The sequence below is a fragment of the Rhodococcus qingshengii JCM 15477 genome, assembly GCF_023221595.1.
Lineage (GTDB): Bacteria > Actinomycetota > Actinomycetes > Mycobacteriales > Mycobacteriaceae > Rhodococcus_F > Rhodococcus_F qingshengii.
Genome location: NZ_CP096563.1, coordinates 3,304,682 through 3,327,071 on the forward strand (window position 1 = coordinate 3,304,682; position 22,390 = coordinate 3,327,071).

18 protein-coding genes and 1 riboswitch are annotated in these 22,390 nt (G+C 63.4%); of the genes, 6 read left to right on the plus strand and 12 right to left on the minus strand.

Features of this window, described 5'->3' with window-relative positions:
* Window positions 1–26 precede the first annotated feature (26 nt).
* From M0639_RS15110 to M0639_RS15125, 4 genes are all read left to right on the plus strand, one after another.
* Window positions 27–1,277 (plus strand): saccharopine dehydrogenase family protein, encoded by a 1,251-nt coding sequence (locus tag M0639_RS15110; protein ID WP_064074335.1) that lies wholly within the window; start codon window positions 27–29, stop codon window positions 1,275–1,277.
* A 152-nt stretch (window positions 1,278–1,429) separates the two neighbouring features.
* Window positions 1,430–3,613, plus strand: a complete 2,184-nt coding sequence (locus M0639_RS15115; protein ID WP_064074336.1) for a malate synthase G — start codon at window positions 1,430–1,432, stop codon at window positions 3,611–3,613.
* Window positions 3,614–3,772: 159 nt separating this feature from the next.
* Window positions 3,773–5,467: a VWA domain-containing protein gene (locus M0639_RS15120; protein ID WP_058038818.1), complete on the plus strand. Its 1,695-nt coding sequence runs from the start codon at window positions 3,773–3,775 to the stop codon at window positions 5,465–5,467.
* On the plus strand, window positions 5,467–6,615 hold the full coding sequence (locus M0639_RS15125; protein WP_058226700.1) for a metallophosphoesterase: 1,149 nt from the start codon (window positions 5,467–5,469) through the stop codon (window positions 6,613–6,615). The genes M0639_RS15120 and M0639_RS15125 overlap by 1 nt, the downstream gene beginning before the upstream one ends.
* 22 nt (window positions 6,616–6,637) lie before the next feature.
* Here the strand turns inward: M0639_RS15125 and gcvP are convergent, their stop codons facing one another.
* The 11 genes from gcvP to M0639_RS15180 form a co-directional block, all read right to left on the minus strand.
* Window positions 6,638–9,496 (minus strand): aminomethyl-transferring glycine dehydrogenase, encoded by a 2,859-nt coding sequence (gcvP, locus tag M0639_RS15130; RefSeq protein ID WP_063316371.1) that lies wholly within the window; start codon window positions 9,494–9,496, stop codon window positions 6,638–6,640.
* A 53-nt stretch (window positions 9,497–9,549) separates the two neighbouring features.
* Window positions 9,550–9,678, minus strand: a riboswitch (glycine riboswitch).
* A gap of 220 nt (window positions 9,679–9,898) precedes the next feature.
* Window positions 9,899–10,453 (minus strand): MerR family transcriptional regulator, encoded by a 555-nt coding sequence (locus M0639_RS15135; protein ID WP_021344354.1) that lies wholly within the window; start codon window positions 10,451–10,453, stop codon window positions 9,899–9,901.
* A gap of 332 nt (window positions 10,454–10,785) precedes the next feature.
* Complete coding sequence (locus M0639_RS15140; protein ID WP_003946194.1) at window positions 10,786–11,259, minus strand: bifunctional nuclease family protein; 474 nt, start codon at window positions 11,257–11,259, stop codon at window positions 10,786–10,788.
* 93 nt (window positions 11,260–11,352) lie between these two features.
* Window positions 11,353–12,090, minus strand: a complete 738-nt coding sequence (gene ftsR / locus M0639_RS15145; RefSeq protein ID WP_003946161.1) for a transcriptional regulator FtsR — start codon at window positions 12,088–12,090, stop codon at window positions 11,353–11,355.
* Entirely contained in the window at window positions 12,090–12,584 is a 495-nt protein-coding gene (gene garA / locus M0639_RS15150) for a glycogen accumulation regulator GarA (RefSeq protein ID WP_003946166.1), read from the minus strand. The genes ftsR and garA overlap by 1 nt, the downstream gene beginning before the upstream one ends.
* A 211-nt stretch (window positions 12,585–12,795) precedes the next feature.
* Window positions 12,796–13,200, minus strand: a complete 405-nt coding sequence (gcvH, locus tag M0639_RS15155) for a glycine cleavage system protein GcvH (protein ID WP_064074337.1) — start codon at window positions 13,198–13,200, stop codon at window positions 12,796–12,798.
* Window positions 13,201–13,245: 45 nt separating this feature from the next.
* Window positions 13,246–14,028, minus strand: a complete 783-nt coding sequence (locus M0639_RS15160) for a DUF881 domain-containing protein (protein WP_007731994.1) — start codon at window positions 14,026–14,028, stop codon at window positions 13,246–13,248.
* Window positions 14,029–14,031: 3 nt separating this feature from the next.
* On the minus strand, window positions 14,032–14,382 hold the full coding sequence (locus tag M0639_RS15165; protein WP_003946178.1) for a small basic family protein: 351 nt from the start codon (window positions 14,380–14,382) through the stop codon (window positions 14,032–14,034).
* A 13-nt stretch (window positions 14,383–14,395) separates the two neighbouring features.
* Window positions 14,396–15,262 (minus strand): DUF881 domain-containing protein, encoded by an 867-nt coding sequence (locus M0639_RS15170; protein ID WP_064074338.1) that lies wholly within the window; start codon window positions 15,260–15,262, stop codon window positions 14,396–14,398.
* The gene (locus tag M0639_RS15175) at window positions 15,259–15,858 is read right to left on the minus strand and encodes a CDP-alcohol phosphatidyltransferase family protein (protein ID WP_030537518.1); all 600 of its coding nucleotides are present in this window, start codon (window positions 15,856–15,858) and stop codon (window positions 15,259–15,261) included. The genes M0639_RS15170 and M0639_RS15175 overlap by 4 nt, the downstream gene beginning before the upstream one ends.
* Before the next feature lie 109 nt (window positions 15,859–15,967).
* Window positions 15,968–16,582, minus strand: a complete 615-nt coding sequence (locus M0639_RS15180; protein ID WP_003946186.1) for an NUDIX hydrolase — start codon at window positions 16,580–16,582, stop codon at window positions 15,968–15,970.
* A 139-nt stretch (window positions 16,583–16,721) separates the two neighbouring features.
* On the opposite strand from M0639_RS15180, the gene M0639_RS15185 reads away from it, so the two are divergent.
* Together M0639_RS15185 and M0639_RS15190 are read left to right on the plus strand one after the other, a co-directional pair.
* Window positions 16,722–18,857, plus strand: a complete 2,136-nt coding sequence (locus tag M0639_RS15185) for a bifunctional lysylphosphatidylglycerol flippase/synthetase MprF (protein WP_063316370.1) — start codon at window positions 16,722–16,724, stop codon at window positions 18,855–18,857.
* Between the two features lie 4 nt (window positions 18,858–18,861).
* Window positions 18,862–21,129: a DUF2254 family protein gene (locus M0639_RS15190; RefSeq protein WP_064074339.1), complete on the plus strand. Its 2,268-nt coding sequence runs from the start codon at window positions 18,862–18,864 to the stop codon at window positions 21,127–21,129.
* On the opposite strand, the gene M0639_RS15195 is transcribed toward M0639_RS15190, so the two are convergent.
* Window positions 21,091–22,380: an alpha/beta hydrolase gene (locus M0639_RS15195; protein WP_064074340.1), complete on the minus strand. Its 1,290-nt coding sequence runs from the start codon at window positions 22,378–22,380 to the stop codon at window positions 21,091–21,093. The genes M0639_RS15190 and M0639_RS15195 overlap by 39 nt on opposite strands.
* Window positions 22,381–22,390 lie beyond the last annotated feature (10 nt).

The window sequence follows — 22,390 nt, forward strand, 5'->3', positions numbered from 1 at the left end:
CGGGTGCTCGTTTGTAGGCTGGCTCCATGACTGGAACCTCGCCCGCCCGAGAACTCGACATCATCGTCTACGGAGCGAGCGGCTTCGTCGGTAAGCTACTCGCCGACTACCTCGTCAAACATGCTCCCGAAGGCACAAAAATCGGCCTCGGTGGCCGCTCCCTCGAGAAGTTGGCAGCCACTCGCGCCGATCTGGGTACCGCCGCGGCCGATCTCCCCCTGATCATTGCCGACGCCGACGACGCCACCGCATTGAAGGCGCTCGCCCAGCGAAGCCGGGTCGTCGCCACCACGGTCGGCCCGTATGCCAAGTACGGCCACGCCCTCGTTCACGAATGCGCCTCCGCCGGAACTCATTACGTCGACCTCACCGGTGAGGTGCTGTTCCACCGCGAGAGCATCGACGCCAACCATGAGCTGGCGGTCTCGACCGGCGCAAAGATCGTCCATTCCTGCGGATTCGATTCCATCCCTTCCGATCTCGGAGTTCACGTCCTCCACGAGAAGGTCACTGCCGACGGCGCCGGTGAGCTCACCGACACAACGCTGGTGGTCACGGCGCTGCGCGGCGGCGTGAGCGGTGGCACGATCGATTCGCTTCGCAATCAGATCGACGTGTCGAAAGACGATGCGCGCCTGCGGAAACTCGCGGCCTCGCCGTACTCGCTGAGCCCCGATCGTGACCGGGAGCCTGACCTCGGACGACAGAGCGACGTGAGCGTGGTCGACGGCAAGAAGATCGATCCTTCACTGAAGGGGTGGAAGGCACCGTTCGTGATGGCGTCGTACAACACACGAGTCGTCCGTCGCAGCAATGCGCTCCGAGAGTGGGCGTACGGCAAGAAGTTCAAGTACAGCGAGGTGATGAGCGTCGGCTCATCGGTGGTGTCACCGGTGATTGCGGGCGGCGTGGCGGTCGGCCTCGGCGCGCTGGTCGCCGGACTCGCTCTACCTCCGACACGTTTCCTTCTCGACAAGGTATTGCCGGCTCCCGGTGAAGGTCCGAGCGAGAGCACCCAGAAGAAGGGCCACTTCACGCTCGACGTGTTCACCACGACCACGACCGGCGCCCGATACACATCACGAGTGAAGGCGAAGGGCGACCCGGGATACAGCGCGACGGCGGTAATGCTCGGCGAATCTGCGTTGTCGTTGGCGAAGGACCAAAAGGCTCTTCCCCCGGCCACCGGCGTTTTGACTCCAGCGACAGCGCTCGGCGACGTCCTGGTCGAGCGTCTACGCGCGGCTGGTTTCGAGATTTCCGCGCGCAAACTCTAGACAGAACGAATTTCACTTGATCGTTTCAGCTCTTCGCGCCCGATTATCGCAGCTCAGGGCGCGGACAGCGGTGGGAATACTCCCAGGTAACATTGATGTTGGTTCATGGCATCCATATGTGATGCTCCGCTTTCGGAAAAGTGAGGCTATTCATGACTGAGCGCGTTCAGGTCGGCAGTCTTCAGGTTGCCAAGGTTCTCTACGACTTCGTGGTCGAGGAGGCTCTTCCCGGCACCGGTGTAGACGCCGAAACGTTCTGGGCCGGCGCCGACAAGGTCATCACCGAGCTCGCACCGAAGAACCGCGACTTGCTTGCCAAGCGTGACGATCTGCAGGCTCAGATCGATCAGTGGCATCGCGATCACGCCGGCGCTCCCATCGACGCCGCCGCGTACAAGGCGTTCCTGCAGGAAATCGGCTACCTCCTGCCGACGCCTGCCGAGTTCTCGGTCACCACCGCGAACGTCGACACCGAGATCACCTCGACGGCCGGCCCGCAGTTGGTCGTGCCGATCCTCAACGCGCGCTTCGCTCTCAACGCGTCCAACGCCCGCTGGGGTTCGTTGTACGACGCGCTGTACGGCACCAACGCCATCTCCGAGGAGAACGGCGCCGAGAAGGGTTCCGGCTACAACAAGGTCCGCGGCGACAAGGTCATCGCCTGGGCGCGTGAATTCCTCGATGCGGCAGCACCTCTCGCGTCGGGATCGCATGCAGATTCAACCAAGTACGTTGTCGACGGCAGTGAACTGAAGATCACGTTGGCAGACGGTACTGTCACCACGCTCGCCCAGCCGGAGAAGTTCGTCGGCTACCTCGGCGAGAAGGACGCACCGACGAGCATCCTGCTGCTGAACAACGGATTGCACGCCGAGATCCAGATCGACGCCTCGTCCCCGATCGGCAGCACCGACGCCGCCGGCGTCAAGGACGTCGTTCTCGAATCCGCCGTCACCACGATCATGGACTTCGAGGACTCGGTCGCCGCTGTCGACGCCGACGACAAGGTTGTCGGCTACCGAAACTGGTTGGGTCTCAACCGCGGTGACTTGTCCGAGGAGATCAAGAAGGGCGCCAAGTCCTTCACCCGCACGCTCAACGGCGACCGTAAGTACACCGCAGTCGACGGCAGCGAACTCAGCCTGCACGGTCGTTCGCTCCTGTTCGTCCGCAACGTCGGTCACCTCATGACCAACCCCGCGATCCTCGACGCCGACGGCAACGAGGTCCCCGAGGGCATCCTCGACGCCTTGATCACCAGTGCCTGTGCAGTGCACGGCCTCTCGATCAGTGACGCCAACGGACCGCTCGACAACAGCCGCACCGGCTCGATCTACATCGTCAAGCCCAAGCAGCACGGTCCCGAGGAAGTTGCCTTCACCACCGAACTGTTCGGCCGTGTCGAGCAGGTCCTCGGGCTTCCGGAGAACACGCTCAAGGTCGGCATCATGGACGAGGAGCGTCGTACGACGGTCAACCTCGCCGCCTGCATCAAGGAAGCCGTCGACCGCGTCGTGTTCATCAACACCGGCTTCCTCGACCGCACCGGCGACGAGATCCACACCTCCATGGAAGCCGGCGCGATGGTGCGCAAGGCCGAGATGAAGAAGCAGAAGTGGATCGGTGCGTACGAGGACTGGAACGTCGACACCGGACTGGCCTGCGGCCTGCAGGGCAAGGCGCAGATCGGCAAGGGCATGTGGGCCATGACCGAGCTGATGGCAGACATGCTCGAGCAGAAGATCGGTCACCCCAAGGCCGGCGCCAACACCGCATGGGTACCTTCGCCGACCGGCGCAACGCTGCACGCGACGCACTACCACCGCGTCGACGTATTCGCAGTTCAGGACAGCCTGAAGGGCAAGCCTCGCGCGAGCGTCGACGACATCCTGACCATCCCGCTCGCTCCCAGCACCGACTGGACGGACGCGGAGAAGAAGGAAGAGCTCGACAACAACTGCCAGTCCATCCTCGGCTACGTGGTCCGTTGGATCGACGCGGGCGTCGGCTGCTCCAAGGTTCCCGACATCCACGATGTCGCGCTCATGGAGGATCGCGCCACGCTGCGCATCTCGAGCCAGCTGCTCGCCAACTGGCTGCGTCACGGCATCGTCAGCGAGAGCGACGTTGTCAGCGCACTCGAGCGCATGGCCCCGGTTGTCGACCGTCAGAACGAGGGCGACGCCGAGTACCGCAACATGGCACCTGATTTCGATTCCAACATCGCGTTCCAGGCTGCCAAGGAACTCATCCTCGAAGGCGCGAAGCAGCCCAGCGGATACACGGAGCCGATCCTGCATCGCCGCCGCCGCGAGTACAAGGCCGCCAACGCCTGATTTCACCTTCTTCGAACTCGAAGCTGAACCCGAACAGCCTCGGCACCGCTCCCGGTGTCGAGGCTGTTCGCGTAGGCCCCGAAGTTTCGTCACTAGACTGGCCGAGGACACAGTCCGTTCAACAGACATTCTTCGAGTGACCAAGGTAGGGCAAGGTACGTGGGCGAACATCGCGGCGGGTCAGGCGCCAGAGGTATCAGTAAGGGGCCGATTCTCGTCGTCGTGCTGATCGTCTTGATCGTGGCAGGCTTCTTCGGATGGAAGGCCCTCAGCAACCGGATCGACCATCAGGGACAGCAGGCAGCCGGTACGTGCGTCGAGGGCAACAAGACACTCGACGTCACCGCGGATCCGTCCATAGCCCCACAGGTCGAGGAACTGGCGAAGCGGTACACCCAGACCTCGCCGGTGGTGCGTGATCACTGCATCGCCGTCGTGGTGCACGGTGCGCCGTCCGCGTCGGTCTCGACGGCACTCGAAGCCGGTCCGGCGGCCCCCTGGGACGACGCAGCATTGGGACCGCGTCCCTCCCTGTGGATCCCGACGAGTTCGTTCGAACTCGCGCCACTGTCGGGCAAGGCCGTGATCAACGGTGATCCTCGCTCGCTCGCGAGTTCCCCGATCGTTCTGGCAGCCGGTCCCGAGACCGCGGCAGCATTGGCCGGCGCAGCATCGAGTTGGAAGTCTTTGCCTTCCGATCTGACGGTCGCCCTGCCGGTCGGAAGTACCGAAACCTCGATGGCTGCACAGGCGATCGCTGCCGACGTCGCCGATGCGGGTGCCGGTCCGGTCACGACGGATCAGGCGAAGTCCGCTCAGGTCAACGCTGCGCTCAGTGCACGGGCGTTGCAGTTCCAATCCTTGCCGACTCCCCCCTCGTCCACCGCCGAAGCCCTCGGAGCACTGAGCGCCGGAACACCGGATTCGGTGAAAGCCGTTCCGGCCACGGAACAGTCGATAGCGCAGAGCGCGAACGCGGCGATGACGACGTACTCCCCCGCCGGCGCAACGCCAGTCGCGGACTATCCGGCGGTCATCGTCTCGGGCAGCGGGATCGACGAAACCGCGTCGCGCGCAGCGGCACAGTTTGCCGATTTCATGCGTGAGCCGAATCAGTCACAGTTGTTCGTCGGCGCCGGTTTCCGGGTCGAGGGCCAAGACCTTCCCGATCTCGGGGCGGTGTCCCCGGCCAAGATCTCGTCCACGTTGAAACCGGCTTCGGCGGAGACCGCAGCGGCGCTCGGTGACATAGTCGCCAACCCGGTCTCGCCGCGTAGTGCCACCATCCTGATGGACACGTCGGCGTCGATGGGTACCGACGACGGTGGCACTACCCGCTTGGCGAACGTTGCCTCGGCGGTGAATACCCAATTGGGTCGCAGCCCTGACGCTTCGGACATCGGCCTTCGCGAGTTCAGCACGGGCACCGACGGAAAACCGTCCGAGCGCATCCTGGTTCCGGGCGGTTCACTGTCCGAGCCTAATCGGCGTGCCACGATCACCGATTTCCTCAACGGGCTTCGGGCCGGCGGAAAGACCTCCAAATACCCGGCGCTTGCCAGCTCCTACAAAGCCGCCGTGGACGGTTTCGACGCGGGGCGAGTCAACTCGGTGCTGCTGATCACCTCGAGTACGCCTGACGAATCCACCACGACGCGAGCCGAACTGCTCAGCGCGATCGCCGCTGCGGGCAATCCGTCGCGTCCGGTACAGGTCGACGTGATCGTCGTCGGTGCGGGCGACGACGTCTCCACACTCCAAGACGTCTCGGATCGGACGGGCGGCACATTGGTTCGGGTCGATTCGACGTCCGACCCCGCTCTCGCGGCCGCAGTGACCAAGATGCTGTCCTGATGGGGCGCGTCGCGGTTTTTGCAGTCCTTCTCGCCCTTCTGACCTGGTTCCTGCATCGCCGACTCGCTCGCGCCACCGGCATCCCGAGGCGATGGGCTCGTCTCGCCGACACTGCGCTTGTCGTCTTGGCGGTCTCGACGCTCATCGGGGTCGGCAGCGGCGAAGTCTTTCCGACATCGTGGGCGCGACCGATCGGATTTGTCGGATGGGTCTGGCTGGCTTCGTGGCTGTATCTGATTCCCGGACTGCTCGTGATCGGCCTGTTCGCCGGGATCGGTCGACTACGTGCACGCCACACGGATACCACGACCGAAGTCGACCCAGCCAAGCGTCGTACGTTGCAGTTGGCTACGGCAGCAGTCACTCTCGCGGCGATCGGCACCGCCGGCTACGGCGTCTACGAGGCGTCGGGCCCCAAGATTTCCCGCGTCCGCGTGCCGCTCGCTCGCCTACCTGAGGGCTTCAACGGATACCGGATCGCCTTGATCACCGACCTGCACGTGGGACCGGCCCGCGGGGTCGACTTCACCCGCAAGGTGGTCGATATCGTGAACTCGCAGAATGTCGATCTGATCGCGATCGGCGGCGACCTCGTGGACGGAACCGTCGCGAAAGTTGCTCCCGATCTTGCTCCGCTCGCCGATCTTCGGGCGCCCGACGGAATCTTCGGAGTCAGCGGAAACCACGAGTTCTACGCCGACGACGGCGGCAAATGGCTCGACGTGTGGGAGACATTGGGGATCACCACACTTCGCAACAGCCGCACCTCGATCCAGCATGGCGGCGATACCATCGACATCGTGGGCATCCACGACTACACGTCGCCGGCCCCGTACGAGCCGAACCTGACTGCCGCGCTCGCAGGTCGCGATCCGAATACTTTCGCCTTGCTTCTCGCGCACGAACCGCGTCAAGCGATCGAGGCATCCGAGATGGGTATCGATCTGCAACTGTCCGGGCACACTCACGGCGGTCAGATGTGGCCGCTGCGGTATCTCGTTCCGCTGCAGCAGCCTTCGGTGCAAGGCTTGGACAGGGTCGGAAACACAGTGCTGTACACGACGCGTGGCGCCGGGGCTTGGGGTCCGCCGGTACGCGTCGGCGCCCCGCCGGAGATCACTGTTCTCGAACTCGTACACGAGAGGTGATGATCTCCGGCGGGCACACGCCTTAGTTGCCTGCGAACGCTTCGATCGGCGGGCAGGAGCAGACCAGGTTGCGGTCGCCATGTGCACCGTCGATACGACGCACGGACGGCCACACCTTCGGGCGGGCCTTGCCACGCGGGAAGACGGCGATCTCACGCGAGTACGGGTGATCCCACTGCGCTGCAATGCTTCCGGCAGTGTGGGGAGCACCGCGTAGCGGGTTGTCCTCCACCGTCCACTCGCCGGCGCCGACGCGATCGATTTCGCCGCGAATGGCGATCATCGCCTCGCAGAACTCGTCGATCTCTTCGAGGTTCTCGCTCTCGGTGGGCTCGACCATCAGTGTGCCGACCACGGGGAAGCTCATGGTCGGTGCATGGAAACCGTAGTCGGCCAGACGCTTTGCGACGTCGTCGACGGTGACGCCGGTGTCCTTGGTCAACCCACGGAGGTCGAGGATGCACTCGTGCGCGACCATGCCGTTCTCGCCGGTGTAGAGAACCGGGAAGTACTCGTCGAGTCGACGCGCGATGTAGTTGGCCGACGCGATGGCGGTCAGGCTGGCGCGGCGCAGGCCCGCAGCACCCATCATCCGGATGTAGGTCCAGGTGATGGGCAGAATGGACGCACTGCCGTACGGCGCTGCCGAGATCGTTCCTCCACCACCGAGTTCGGGGGCCATCGGGTGTCCGGGCAAAAACGGCGTCAAGTGTGAGCGCACACCGATCGGGCCGACGCCGGGTCCGCCGCCGCCGTGCGGGATGCAGAAGGTCTTGTGCAGATTCAGGTGGCTGACGTCGCCGCCGAATCGGCCCGGACGGGCAAGGCCGACAAGCGCATTGAGGTTGGCGCCGTCGACGTACACCTGGCCACCGGCGTCGTGTACCGCTGCACAGATGTCGGAGATCTCGTGCTCGTAGACACCGTGTGTTGAAGGGTAGGTGATCATGATCGCGGCGAGACGCTCGGCGTGATCGGCGATCTTCGCGCGCAGATCGTCGACGTCGACGTCACCGTTGGGACGGCAGGCGACAACCTCGACGCGCATCCCGGCCATGACGGCAGAAGCCGCGTTGGTGCCGTGAGCACTCGACGGAATGAGGCAGGTGTCGCGGTGGTCGTCGCCCCGGCTGAGGTGGTAGTTGCGGATCGCGAGCAGGCCCGCGTATTCCCCCTGGCTGCCGGCGTTGGGTTGCAGGCTGACGTTGTCGTAGCCGGTGACCGCGACCAGCCAGTCTTCGAGATCCTTGATGATCTTCAGCAGACCGGGCGCATCCGATGTCGGCGCGAACGGATGGATCGCGTTGAACGCGGGCCAGGTGATGGATTCCATCTCGGCGGTCGCATTGAGCTTCATGGTGCACGAACCCAGCGGGATCATGCTGCGATCGAGGGCGATGTCCTTGTCGGACAGCGCGCGCAGGTAGCGAAGCATTGCCGTTTCCGTACGGTAACGGGTGAAGGCTTCGTGCTGCAGGTAGTCGGAGGTGCGCTCCTGAGCAGCCGGAACCGAATTGCCCTCGGCTTCGATGGCGACAACAGCATCCTCGATCCCGAACGCGTCGAGCACGGCAAGGACGTGGTCGGCGGTCGTGGCCTCGTCGCAGGAGATACCGACATGATCGGCGTCGACCAGACGCAGGTTGATCCCGGATTCCTTGGCCGCAGCGACGACGTCGGCCGCCTTGCCCGGAACCTGAGCGAGCACGGTGTCGAAGAACGAATCGTGGACGACGGTCACGCCGCCCTCTCGCAGGCCGTTTGCCAACGCGTGTGCGCGGGCAGCGACGCGCAACGCAATCGCCTTGAGTCCCTCGGCGCCGTGGTAGCTCGCGTACATCGCAGCGAGGATGGCGAGGAGCACCTGAGCGGTACAGATGTTGGACGTCGCCTTCTCGCGGCGAATGTGCTGCTCACGTGTCTGCAGCGCCAGGCGGTATGCCTTGTCTCCGTCGGCGTCGATGGAGACGCCGACCAAGCGGCCGGGCAGCTGACGCGCATGCTTGGAGTGCACGGCCAGGTAACCGGCGTGCGGTCCGCCGTATCCCATGGGAACACCGAAACGCTGGGTGGTTCCGAAGCACGCATCCGCGCCGAGCTCACCGGGTGAGGTGATGAGCGTCATCGCGAGGAGGTCGGCGCCGACGGCAACCAGTGCGCCGCGCTCGTGAGCTTCCGCGATGATCGAGGTGTAATCGACGACTCGTCCCGAGGCACCTGGGATCTGGGCGATGACGCCGAAGAACTCACCTTCCGGAAGACCAGCGGTGAGGTCCGCGGAGACGATCTCGATCCCGAGCGGCTCGGCGCGAGTCTCGATGACGGCGAGGGTCTGCGGGTAGAGATCGGCGTCGACGACAAATCGTGGGGACTTGCTGCGGTTCGCGCGGCGCAGGAGCGTCATGGCTTCGGCAGCGGCGGTGGCCTCGTCGAGCATCGACGAGTTTGCCAGTTCCATGCCGGAGAGATCGGCGACCATGGTCTGGAAGTTGAGGAGGGCTTCGAGACGGCCCTGGCTGATCTCCGGCTGATACGGGGTGTACGCGGTGTACCAGGCCGGGTTCTCGATGATGTTGCGCAACAACACCGGCGGCGTCAACGTGTCGAAGTAGCCGAGGCCGATCATCGACGTCGCGACGGTGTTCTGGGCTGCGAGTGCAGTCAGTTCGGCAAGTGCCTCGTGCTCTCCGACCGGAAGCGGCAGAGCGTCGAGTCCGGCAGCGATGCCGTTCGGGGCAGCGTCGAGGATGACGGAGGGAACGGCCTTGGTTGCCAGTTCGTCGAGTGAATCGACCCCGACGAGTTCGAGGATGCGCGCGAGTTCCGCGGCGTTCGGACCGACATGGCGGTCGGCAAATATACGGCTTGCAGCGTCGATCACGACAACTCCCAGACAGATCGGAGGATCAGGACACACACCGAACTGCGGTGTGTTCCTCCCCCTCTGTCGCATGCTCGATTCCCGAGCGCCTGAGAGATTCGGTAGTGATCCGCCGAAGGCGGAAGCCACAGCCTTTCCCCGTCGGCGGGTGGGTTGTCCCACCGCTTTCCAGAGGCGTCGGAGCCCGTACGGTCCTTGGTGCCTGAGAGATTGACGGGGAGGTATTGCTCCTTCGGCGCCCTGATCCCGCTCACGACTGACCTTTGAGACAAAGACTGAAACAAAGACAAGTTCGGTGAATCGGTATCCGAGGCTCTCCCGTACGCCGGCGACGCAGGCCCAGTCTAGTTGACCGAAACGCCTACCTGCACCGTGGCATCCTCCAAAGAGATGTGACGTACGTTATCCGGTTTTGCGGCTGGCGCGATTCTTGCGTCGCGAAGCCAACTCGTCTTCCGGGTTGGGATCACTTTCGCCGCCGTCGGCCCGCTCGGCGGGGAAGTCGGCGATCGTTCCGGTGAGTTCACGCATCGCGCCACTGACTGCGATGCCGAATACGCCCTGCCCACCCTGGAGGAGGTCGACGACCTCTTCGGGGGACGTGCATTCGTACACGGTGGTGCCGTCGGAGAACAGAGTGATGTTGGCAAGATCGCGGACGCCACGCTTACGGAGGTGATCGACGGCAACGCGGATGTTCTGCAGTGAGATGCCGGTATCGAGCAGACGCTTCACGATCTTCAGAACGAGAATGTCCTTGAAGGAGTACAGACGTTGGCTTCCGGATCCGGCAGCGCCACGGATCGACGGAACAACCAACGACGTCCGTGCCCAGTAGTCGAGTTGGCGGTACGTGATCCCGGCGATCTGGCACGCACTGGGTACTCGATATCCGACGAGGTCGTCGGGGATGGAATCGTCCGGGAACAAGCCCGGCTGCAGCTCTTCGGAAGACATTTCTGCAGTCGCGGCACTACCGGCTATGCCCGTCCCGCGCTCATTCGACTGTTCTTCCACTGCCGTCTCCCTCTCGCTTCGCCATCATGTAACCAACCTGTGCTATCAGCAGTCACGAGAATCCCGTGCCGACCGAACTTTCAGATGTGAATCCAAGGCAGGTAATTCCATGAGTGGACTTACCCAGAGTACGCCTCGATCGACAAGGCGAGAAGATCTCCACCGCACGCAACGGTAAGTCCAGGAGGGTGCATGGTCAACGCAACACGCCGACCGAGACTCAACCTCTACTTGAGAGTTGAAGACTAAAGTCCGCAACCAGTCAATTCAGGCTAACCATCAGTGGCTTTGAAATCGTCCGGCGAGATGGTGTCGAGGAATTCCTTGAACTTCTCGACCTCGTCTTCGCGCTCGTCGGGAATGACCAGACCGGCCTCGGCGAGAACAGCCTCCGACGCGAAGATCGGAACGCCGATGCGCAGGGCCAATGCAATCGAGTCCGACGGACGTGCCGAGACAGTGGTTTGCTCGTCGAAGACGAGATCCGCGTAGAAAGTGCCCTCTTGCAGGTCCACGATCCGAACTTCCTTGAGGCTCCGACCGAAAGATTCGATCAAGATCTTGATCAGGTCGTGAGTCAGCGGCCGCGCCGGCTCGACTCCCTGTTGTTCGAGAACAATCGCGGTAGCTTCGGTTTGCCCGATCCAGATCGGCAGGTACCGATCGCCGTCGGACTCTCGCAGCAACAGGACCGGCTGATTCTGAGGCTGCTCGACACGAACTCCGATCACACGCATTTCGCCCATCGAGCTTGCCTCCAACCTGACGTGATCCAGCCGACCGACTCCGATGCGGTCGTACTGAAATTCTATTCGAGTGTGCCCCGCTGATCGAGGAACTCAGCGATCGAGACTTCCCCGAACTGCCGATTTGACCAGACACGTGTGCAAAGTCAGTGACAGAGCGGCCAGCTCCCGCACCATTTCCTCGGCACGATCACGTGCTCCGGCGTCACGACCCTTGGCAACCGGTCCGGCGATCTGAGTCACCAGCCCCGCTTCGCGATCAGCAGCCAACTTGAACGCCCGCAGATGGCGAACCTCCAAGCCGTACTCGGACATCGCCTTAGCGGTGCGCGCCAACGTCACGGCATCCTCGTCGAAGAAGCCCGCCGCGCCGGGAACGACCAAACCGGTGCGGATCAGATCGGTCAGAAACCGATCGTCGATGTCAGCGCGCGCGAGAAGATCCTGACGACCGACTCGAACTTCGCGATCGACCCGGAACGCCTCGGGTGAGACATCGCCCGTAGCGATCGACAGGACGCGAGCACGACGTGGCGCAGGAACTTCTGCACTCACCGTCGCTGCGCCACTGTCGATCGCTTCGAGTTGTTCTTTGATCACTTTGAGCGGCAGGTACTGATCGCGTTGAGCGGTCAGCACGAAGCGAAGACGCTCGCAGTCCTCGACAGAGAATCTGCGGTATCCCGACGGTGTCCGTTGCGGGCTGATCAAGCCCTCGGACTCGAGGAAACGGATCTTCGAAATCGTCACGTCGGGAAAATCGGGACGCAACCGATCCAGCACGGAACCAATCGACATTCCGGGCTGGCTCTGCTGCCGCACTGCCGTCATTAGCTACCCGCACCTGCTGACGACTCGCCGACCTGCGAACCGCCGGCACGAGGGCCGGTGAGGAACACCAGACGGAACTTGCCGATCTGAACCTCGTCACCATTCGCGAGAACTGCCGAATCGACAGGCTCACGGTTGACGTAGGTGCCGTTGAGGCTTCCGACGTCGACGACGTGGAAATCTGCATCTTCCTGACGGAACTCGGCGTGACGACGGCTGACGGTCACGTCGTCCAGGAAGATGTCGCTGTCCGGGTGCCGACCTGCCGACGTCGTCGGCTGATCGAGCAAGAAGCGGGATCCTGCATTCGGTCCCCGCTTGACCACCAGAAGTGCGGCTCCGGCGGGAAGGCCTTCCACGCCCGAAACCGGCTGCTCGGCGGCCGGTGCTGCAGAGGAGGTGTTGTCGAGCTCATTGAGGAAGTCCGCGCGGAAAACCGAAGTGGTCTCCGCCGGCGACTCCCCATAGCCCGCGTCGTTACCGTTCTCGCTCACTGTTTCTCCTCCTGGGTCAATCATCCAGATCATGAATCACTGGACTACGCAGTGCACTTTCTTCACGAGCATCTTTCACAGTCACGTTCGATACGGCCCTGCGCCCCGACTCGGCACATGCGTACCTAACGACCGTACCCTGCGCAGACCGCCGTGTGCAGCGAGACAGGCCGCGACACAACACGAGTTGGCCGGTCCACGCGCAGGTTTTCTACTCGGACGTGAGTCCCTTGTATGCCTCCGCGTCCAGAGTTGCCGCGAGTGCGGCGTCGAGTGTGGTCTCGTCGGCAACCTCGAGTTCGACCAACCAACCCGTGTCGTACGGGTCGGTGTTGACGAGGTCGGGCTGTCCGTCCAATTCACCGTTCGCTGCAAGAACTTTCGCAGTGAACGGAGCAAAGATGTCGGAGACGCTCTTGGTCGACTCGACCTCACCGAGCGATTCACCGGCGGTCACGTCTTCGTCGACAGCGGGAAGCTGGACGAACACGACGTCACCGAGCTGCGACTGAGCAAAGTCGGTGATACCGACTCGAACTGAGGTCGGGCCGGTTCGCTTCACCCACTCGTGCTCCGCGGTGTAGCGCAGATCGGTAGGTGTATCGAGCTCACTCACAGTGGCTTCCTTTCACAGGCCGTCCGAAAGTCGGACGCAAAAAGATCAATTTCCGGGTTGAGCGTATTGGCGCGGATTCAATTGTCGCAAGACGGAGATCGTGACCTGCTGCGATTGCTCGACGGACGACGTTCCGCCATTGCGTGCGACATTGTCGAAGACGCCTCCGGGAATGTTCAACGCTGCCGCCAATGTCGGCGGATCTCCGATCGCGGTCACAGTGTACGGCTGCTCGATCCGGGTTCCGTCCAATTCGATCTCGCCGCCGCGCCCACTCACCCACGAGTTCACGCCGATACGAATGGGTTCGCCGTTCGCACCTGCGATCGAGATGGCTTCGGCACCGGCAGCACGCAGTTCCTGGATGAGATCGAGAATCACTTCCGATCCGACGCCGCCCGCCGGATCTGTCAGGGTCATCGTCACACCCGGTCCAGTGGCCGGAGCGGTCCCCACTTGAATGGAGAGTGAGGTCAGCCGCGCCCGCGCCTCGTCCAGCGCTGCTCCCGTGTTGCCACCGGCTTCCAAAGTGGCAAGCGATTCCTGAAGATTCGCGACTTCCTGCCTCAGCGCGGCTTCGCGCCGATTCAAATTGTCGAGAACCACCAGGAGGTCGGCAGGGCGCGCGGCGTCGAGTGAATCTCCGGCCACTGTGCTGCGTACCTGTGTGGCAATCGCAACGCCGAGCACGCCCAACAGCACAGCAGCGAGGATTGCGAAGACGACGTTGGTGCGGTGTTTGGACGGTGAACGCAACTCGTGACGACCTTCACCCGCAGTGGTGACGGGAGGTTCTTCTTCCGGTTCGGTCGTGGAATGTTCTGCCATGACTCACGCTCCAAACAGTCGGCGTCGCAATGCCGCTGCGTTGCCGAAGATCCGTATACCCAACACGACGACGATCGCCGTCGAGAGTTGAGTACCGACACCCAACTGATCACCGAGCCAGACGATCAACGACGCGACGAGCACGTTGAAGACGAAGGAAACCACGAACACCTTCGCGTCGAAGATTTCGTCCAGATACGCGCGTAGTCCACCGAAGACGGCGTCGAGCGCCGCAACGACAGCGATCGGAAGATAGGGCTGGATCACGTCGGGCACCTGCGGGCTGAAAACTACGCCCAGGACGATGCCGACGACCAGTGCTGCGAGTCCGTACAGGGCGGAACCGGCCTTCATCGAACTCCTTCTGTCACTTGGATTCTGTGGGTTCTGTTGCCACTCGGACGGCGCGAGGCGCCGCAGGCGGCAGAGTCAACGAATCGTCTTCGGCCACCGCGAAACCGACTCCGTACAGTTGCGAGACGCTAGACATTCTCACGTAGGCGTCGCTGACGACGAATTTCCGCTGCAGTGCTCGCGTGTCTCCGATCGCCTCGACGAGGTACGGGGAGAAAACAGGTTGGTTGTCGACGAGCATCGCGCCGCCCGCCTGACGAATGGTCACCGTCGGCCCGATTCGCACGCCGCCGACGGCGATCGCCTCCGCTCCCCCAGCCCACAGGGCGTTTACGACGGTCTGCAGATCGCGATCGAGGACAACTGTCTTACCGCCGACACTCCGTTGCGACGCATCCGAGAGGTTCGGGCGTCCGGCCGGGTCCGTCAACGTCACCACCAGCCCCTCCCCGTGAACAGCTTCGGCTCCTGCGCCGGATTCGACCGCTCGCAGTTGGTCGAGGACGGCGCTGCCGCGTGCATCGCCTTCGAGCGCCACGCCGCGCGCGGCGTCGACGGCTCCGCCGAGTGAATCGCGGGACGCGGCCAGTGAATCGATTCGATCCTCCGCATCACGGACCTTCGCCACCAACTCGCTTCGAACCTCTTCGGTGCCGGTCACCTGCTTCGTCGCCTGAACAGCCGAGACCGTGACGATGAACCCGATCAACAGTGCGCCGAGGGCCAGCCACGGCCCCGTCTTCGAGGATCTGTTCTTGGTGTGCTCGTGCTGGCGTTCGAATGCAGTTGCCTCGTAGCCCGGGTCGAGATGTTCGGTCATGAGTGAGCGAAGCAGCGACGGTACCGGGTTACGACGGACGTCCTCCCCGGTCGACTTCATCGGGGCACGACCTCGTGGGTTCGCGCAACGTCAACGGCCTTGAGCACGTAGATCGCGGCAGTCCACACGTACAGGACGGTTCCCCAGATCAGGAAAGCGAAACCGAAGGCATGGGTGAACGGTCCGATGGCCCAGTCTCCGTGCCCGGCAAGAATCAACGGCAGAGCGAACATCAGTAGGAAGGTCGCAGCCTTGCCGAGATAAACCACCTCGGGCGGTGGCAGGCCACGCCTGCGGTAGATCGGCAGCGTCAACGCAAGCAGAAGATCACGGCCGATGAGTATCGCTGCGACCCACCAGGGAATGAAATCGCGGGCGACGAAGGTGACCAGTGTCGTCACGACGTACAGACGATCGACCAGCGGGTCGAGAAGCGCTCCCAGACGCGAGGTCTGTCCGAGCACTCTGGCCAGCTTGCCGTCGAGCCAGTCGGTGAACCCGCTGAGCATCAGCAGCGCCAATGCCCAGCCGTCCGAGTGCGTGACGAGCAGCAGGTAGGCGAACAGCGGCAGAGCGAGTAGACGCACGATACTGAGCACGTTGGGAACAGTGAGAATCCGATCCGTGGGGATCGGTTCTTGTTCGCCAGAGTTCACTGCACACACCTCGCGTCGTTCGATTGCCGTGCGGCCAGCTTTCCACAGCACGACGGACTATTCGCCGAGGCGCCGTAGCCTGAACTGTCCCGAGCGTGTCGAGCTGCCCCTATCTCCAGGCGAACACCGGCTGCTCGAGCTTGTCGATGCGCGTGTGCCGTCCGTTCAGCACTTCGCGGAACTGATAGATGACGGCTCCGGTCGGCGCATGGATCAGGCTCGTTCGGAACGGCCATTGGATCACCGGGTTCGGTGACTCCTCGATGGTGACGAAGCGCGAGTCCACGTCGAGCTCCTCCGACGTGACGGCATACACCTGGGCCACCTCGTCGGGATTGGGTACCAGTCCCCCGATGTCCTCGCCCGACCACATGACGAACGGCCGGATCACGAATCCCGAACGAGTGACGTAGTCGTCGAGCCGGCCGATGATCTTCGACTCGGGAACGTCGACACCCAGCTCCTCGGAAAGTTCCCGAACCGCTGCCTGTTCGGACGACTCGCCCGGGTCGACGCTTCCGCCCGGCAACGCGAATTGACCGGGGTGGGCGCGCATCTTGCTCGGCCGCTTCGTCACCGGGAACACTGGTGTTCCGTCCGCAGTCCGCATGACGACGATGACCACCGACGCCGAGCGCCTTCCGTCCAATTCGACCGACCGAGGTTCGAAAGCGGCAAGTGAGGCGACCACGTGGTCCCGATTCAGTAAATCTCCGTTCACCATGGCTCGACAGTAGCGCCACGAGACTGAGACCCTCAGCCAGTCTGGTCCATTTTGGCCGCTTCGCCTGATTATCGGTCTGTATTCCTGTCATGCTGAACAGGCAGAATCCACCGTGCGGCATGGCGAGAAGAGAACCTCGATGGCTGAGCAGTCCCAGACCCCCACCCCGCAGACCGACCAGGGCGCGCCGGGCGCGTCGAATCGGGCCTCTCGCTTTGCTTCCGACACGCTGAGCGTCCTGCGGCGTGTGCCGTTCACCGCGAGCGTCGTGCTCACCATCACCGTCGTCGGGATCGCGACCGGCGCCCTGTGGAATCACGTCCGTACCTATTCGTGGTTCAACGACATCGCCTACGGAGTTCCTGCCTTGCAGGAAGGCAAGTGGTGGACTCTCGTCACGGGGTGGTTCTTCGGATTGACGCCGGGTCAGTATGTTTCGATCATCGTCGTTTTTGCCTTCGCGGTCGGCTGGTGCGAATGGCGCCTGGGAACCAAGAACGCGGCCATCGTCACGATCAGCGGTCAGTTGGCGGGCGAACTCGGTGCATCGCTCCTCCTCTGGGCGGGCAGCCACACCGACTGGGATTGGGCTCGCAACCTCGCCACCCACCGCGACGTCGGCGTGACCACCGCAATCATCGCCGCACTCGCCGCGACCACGGCAACACTCCGCTCGCCCTGGCGAATGCGAGTGCGCGCCATTCTGTGCGCGTACATTGCGATCGCGTTCCTCTTCGAAGGCCGCCTCGCCGACGTGCAGCACCTCATCGCGGTCGCGATATTCCTGCCGGTGGGCGAGAAGTTCTTCGGCGACGGAGAGCGCGGGTTCATCCCCCGAACGCGACGCGAGATCCGCCTGCTCGGATTCATCGGCCTGCTCCTGATCGGCGTGGTCGAGATCGCCGTCTGGCTGTTCCCCGGAAGCGGACCGTTCGGGCCGACGGAAGCCGAAACCGGTTCGGGCTGGACGGCATTGATCGACGTGGTCATCGTTGCCCTGATCGCGGACCAGTTGCGACGAGGTCGCCGCTGGGCCTGGTGGGTTGCCGTGGTGTTCGGTTCACTGACGGTTTTGGCCACCGCCCTCGTCCTCGTCTCGGTCATCTTCTTCGACTACGAGAGCGCCGGCGCCGTCACGGTCGGTACCGCGCTGCTCTGGCTTCTCGAACTCATCTTGTTGATCAAGGGCCGCCACGCTTTTCACGTACCGATGCGGCGCAAGATTCGAGGCGGGCCGTTGTCCGGGAACGATCCGCGCGCCGCCGCTCGGGAACTACTCAAACGACACGGCGGCGGAACCATGTCGTGGATGACGACGTGGGACGGCAACAGTTACTACTTCGGCGAGTCGGGTGAGAGCGTCGTTGCATTCCAACGGCATGTCGGTGTCGTCGTGGTCCTGGCCGATCCGATAGCGAGCCCCGACCGACTTGCCGCAGCGGTCGACGAATTCACGACGATGTCCGAAGCCAACGGCCTCACTCCCTGCTTGTTCTCCGTGGGGAAGGAGACAGCCGACGCCGCCACCCGGCGTGGCTGGCGCACCGTTCAGGTCGCCGAAGACACGATCGTCGACCTACCAGAACTGCAGTTCACCGGTAAATCCTGGCAGGACATCCGCTCGGCGCTCAACAAGGCCAAGAAGGACGACATCACCTTCCGGATGACAACATTGGCCGACGAGCCGTTCTCCGTATTGGCTCAGGTGCGCGCCATCTCCGAGGAATGGGTGGGCGACAAGGGGCTACCCGAGATGGGGTTCACCCTCGGAAGCGTCGAGGAGGCGCTCGACCGCGACGTCCGGGTCGGCTTGGCCGTCGACCCGACCGGAAGCATTCACGGCGTCACCTCGTGGTTGCCGGTGTACGGCGAAGGCGGCGTGGTTCAGGGTTGGACACTCGACGTCATGCGTCGACGTCCCGACGGGTTCCGTCCGGTGGTCGAGTTCCTCATCGCATCGTCGGCCCTCGAGTTCAAAGAACAAGGTGCCCAATTCGTCTCACTGTCCGGAGCACCGCTCGCCCGCAGCGACGACGGCGCCGACGCCGCATCGATGGACCGCCTGCTGGACATGCTCGGAGCCGCGATGGAACCGCTCTACGGCTTCCGGTCTCTTCACGCGTTCAAGAAGAAGTTCAAGCCGAGGTACGAACCCGTTTTCCTGTGTTTCCGCGACGAGGCCGACCTGCCTCGGATCGGAATCGCACTGACGCGTGCCTACCTGCCCGACGCAACGGCTCCTCAGCTGATCAAGCTCGCCACCAGCAAGAGTTGACGCCGTGCGGTCCTGGTTCGAGCACACGGTCGTCGACACCGGCAGGCTCCCGCTGTTCTTCCTCCTACTCGCCTTTGTCCTGACGTTCCTGTTCATCCGCTTCAGCGTCCGGATGATCCGGGCCGAGGTCTCGTGGTGGCCAGGCAATGTCACGCCCGGTGGAATGCACATCCACCACATGGTTTTCGGTTTGATGATGATGCTCGTGTCCGGCTTCGCCTTCATCGCTCTGGCCGACTATCACACCCCGATCGCCAATTGTGTTCTCGCGTCGGTGTTCGGTATCGGCAGCGCGTTGGTCCTCGACGAGTACGCGCTCGTGTTGCATCTGCGCGATGTCTACTGGGCCGAGGAGGGTCGCTCGTCCATCGACGCGGTGTTCGTTGCCATCGCGATCTCGTTCCTTTTCCTTCTCGGGGTCCACCCGATCGGGTTCGCGGGAGAGTTCGACCCGTACGAGCAGGACCGTAGCCTGGCGACGTTGATCGGCGTTGTCGTCGCGATCGTCATCCAACTCGGACTCGCCGTGATCACGTTGATGAAGGGCAAACTCTGGACCGGCTTGATCGGGCTGTTCTTCACCCCACTTCTGTTGATCGGAGCAATTCGGTTGAGTCGCCCGGGTGCCCCGTGGGCGCGCTCGCGTTACCGCGACAAGCCGGCGAAGATGAGCCGGGCAGTGGCCCGTGAACAGCGTTATCGCGAGCCGATGATCCACGCGAAGATCTACGTTCAGGAAACGGTGTCGGGAAGTTTCGGTTCCACTCCCCCGCCCCCACCACCGCTCCCCGTCGTCGACACCACAACCCCCACGTCGAAGGTCGGATTGTCGCGGCGGCTCTCGGACAGAATTCGCTGGCGTCGAACTCGCCGACGACTACGAACAGTCCCCGTCTGGCGTCTCCCCGTGATCCTCGTCGTCCTGTCCGTCGTCACCGCGAACATCCTCGTCGGGATCGACGGAGACCTGGTCAGCGACGGCGACGTCGGTACCATTTCCGAGGGCGTCGACGCCGGGGCCACCGCGACGCTGCTCAGCGTCATCGCCGGCGGGATGATCACTCTCACCGGTCTGGTGTTCACCGCCATCACCCTCGCAATGCAGTTCGGCGCCTCGCAGATTTCGGTGCGGGTGGTCCCGATGCTTGCGCAACAGCGAGTGATGCGGTGGTCGATCGGCATGTTTCTGGCCACGTTCGTCTTCTCCTTGATCATTGCGCTCGATCTGGCGCTCGATTCGGAGAATTCCTCACCGACCATCTCCACGGCGATCGCACTGCTTCTGGCATTGGCCAGTGCGATCCTGTTCATCGCGTTGGTGGCGAAGGTCGGGTCGATTCTCAATTCCAGTCGGTTGCTGCGTTGGATAGCGGCCCAGGGCCGGAGCGCGACGATTCGTGCCTATCCGCTGTACGAGGACTTACCCTCGGGCGCACCGAAACCCAGTCAGCCGCTCCCCCTACCCCAATCGCGCGAGTCCGAGAACTCCGAGAGCGCCGACGCACTGGTGATTCGCCTGCGCCACCTCTCACCCGACGGCCGGATTCTGCTGGCGATCGATCTCGCACGACTGCAGCGGTTGGCCGGCCGCTGGGACGTCTCGGTCGAAGTCGTCCCCAGCATCGGCGAGTTCGTCGCCCAGAACGCGCCCCTCTTCGAGGTACGCGGACCCTCGCTGAAGGTACGCCCGGACACCTTGATGTCGTGCTTGATCTTCGGTGACACGCACAGCCCGGTCGTCAGCCCCGGTGCAGCGCTGCAGTCGATCGTGGACATCGCGCTCAAGGCACTGTCACCCGCCATCAACGACCCCGGCCGAGCCGTCCAGGCACTCGACCACATCGAAGATCTTCTGGTACTTCTCGCCCCGCGGGTCCGCTTCGACACATCAACCTCGGATCTCACGCTGATCAGGGGGCAGCAACGCACCTGGACCGATTACGTGTCCGTCGCCACCGACGAGATCCGGCACTTCAGTACCAATTCCGCGCAGGTCCAGCGCCGTCTACGCGCGGTATTCGCGACCTTGCTCGAAGCCTGCCCGCCGGACCAGCACCCTCCGCTACTCGAGCGCGTCGACGCACTCGATGCGCAATTGACCCGAGAATGGACCGGCGCACTCGACCTTCGGCTCGCGAGTGTGGCGGATCCGCAGGGATTGGGCTCCGAAGCCGGGGCGACCGGAAGAATTCACCCGCTGATCATCGGGTCTTCGGAACTTCCGGACGATCGTTCATCCGGGCAGACCGAGTCGCGTTCCCAGCCAACCTAATTGACTCGCCAATCCAGCCGACCACACCTGGAAGCTGTGCCCTCCGTCGACCTCGGCGTACTGGACGTCCATCCCTGCGGCCTTTGCGGCTTCGTAGAGCGTTTGAAGACCTGGGCGGTAGTCGTTGTCCTGTTTGCCGACCACGAACACCCCGGCGCTGTCGGGGAACTTCTTCTCCCGGAGCAGATCCTGCGGATTCACTGCCACGAACGCGGCGTCATTGCCGCCGAACGCTGCATCGACCGTCTGCTTGCGATCGCCGAGTGTGGGTTCGATCTGACCGGACAGATCCAGGAACGTCGGATACACCGCGGGGAAGTTCGTTGCCATCTGGAACGCGCAGGTACCGCCGTAGGAAAGTCCCCCGATCGCCCACTTCCTCGGGTCGGGATCCACCTGGAGGTTCCCGCGCACCCAGTCGGGAACATCGCGCGAAAGGTACGTTGCGACGTTCCCGAGTTGAGAATCGACGCAGAGCGGATTCGCCAGTTCCGACCCGGTCCCGTCAGCAACGACGACAACGGGAGCCAAGCCCGAATGCGCAGCGGCGTAGGTGTCCATGGTCTGGACGAGACGTCCGCCCTGTAGCCAGTCCTCGGGCGCGCCTGGTTGGCCGGCAAGCAGGACCAACACGGGCAACTCCGGTCGCGGGTTGGTGAAATACGCGGGCGGTAGGTAGATCTCGGCGTCGCGGGCGCTGAATCCGGAGACCGTCCCCGCAATCGTGACCGTGCTGACCTTGCCCGCCGACGGCATGTCCGCGGGAGCCTTCCATTGCGAAACCGGTACCGCCCCGTCCTTGCCGTCGTCCAGGTCTGCGAGTGAAACCTTCTCCGCGTCCGAGAGTCCCAGCGCTGTTCCCAACGTCGGATACGACTGGAACTGCAGATTCACGTGAGCCGCGCTCGACACGACCACCAGGAGCACGGAGACCACGGTGAGCACGCGACCGTCGATCCGCGTCGCCGCAAATACCCGCGAAACACCCAGCAGCACGCCGAGAATGCCCAACCCGATCCACACGTAGACCGGACGGGCAATCGGATCGGGGAACGGGCGCCACACCTTCTCGATCAGCCAGTACAGCACGAGAGTGATCGCGATTGCCGCGACGATGCAGACCGGAATCGAAATCAGGACGTGACGCCTCGATCTCGAGAAGATCAGCCACAGAAGTGCCAGAATTCCGAGCACCGTCACCACGGGCGGAACCGGGCCCGTGACCAGCGACAGATCCGTGATCGTGTGCACGTCGTCTCCC

Coding starts and splice junctions, on each gene's coding strand:
- M0639_RS15110 (WP_064074335.1), top strand. CDS start 27: ATGACTGGAACCTCGCCCGCCCGAGAACTCGACATCATCGTCTACGGA.
- M0639_RS15115 (WP_064074336.1), top strand. CDS start 1,430: ATGACTGAGCGCGTTCAGGTCGGCAGTCTTCAGGTTGCCAAGGTTCTC.
- M0639_RS15125 (WP_058226700.1), top strand. CDS start 5,467: ATGGGGCGCGTCGCGGTTTTTGCAGTCCTTCTCGCCCTTCTGACCTGG.
- M0639_RS15135 (WP_021344354.1), bottom strand. CDS start 10,453: ATGTCTTCCGAAGAGCTGCAGCCGGGCTTGTTCCCGGACGATTCCATC.
- M0639_RS15140 (WP_003946194.1), bottom strand. CDS start 11,259: ATGGGCGAAATGCGTGTGATCGGAGTTCGTGTCGAGCAGCCTCAGAAT.
- ftsR (WP_003946161.1), bottom strand. CDS start 12,090: ATGACGGCAGTGCGGCAGCAGAGCCAGCCCGGAATGTCGATTGGTTCC.
- M0639_RS15160 (WP_007731994.1), bottom strand. CDS start 14,028: ATGGCAGAACATTCCACGACCGAACCGGAAGAAGAACCTCCCGTCACC.
- M0639_RS15165 (WP_003946178.1), bottom strand. CDS start 14,382: ATGAAGGCCGGTTCCGCCCTGTACGGACTCGCAGCACTGGTCGTCGGC.
- M0639_RS15170 (WP_064074338.1), bottom strand. CDS start 15,262: ATGAAGTCGACCGGGGAGGACGTCCGTCGTAACCCGGTACCGTCGCTG.
- M0639_RS15180 (WP_003946186.1), bottom strand. CDS start 16,582: ATGGTGAACGGAGATTTACTGAATCGGGACCACGTGGTCGCCTCACTT.
- M0639_RS15185 (WP_063316370.1), top strand. CDS start 16,722: ATGGCTGAGCAGTCCCAGACCCCCACCCCGCAGACCGACCAGGGCGCG.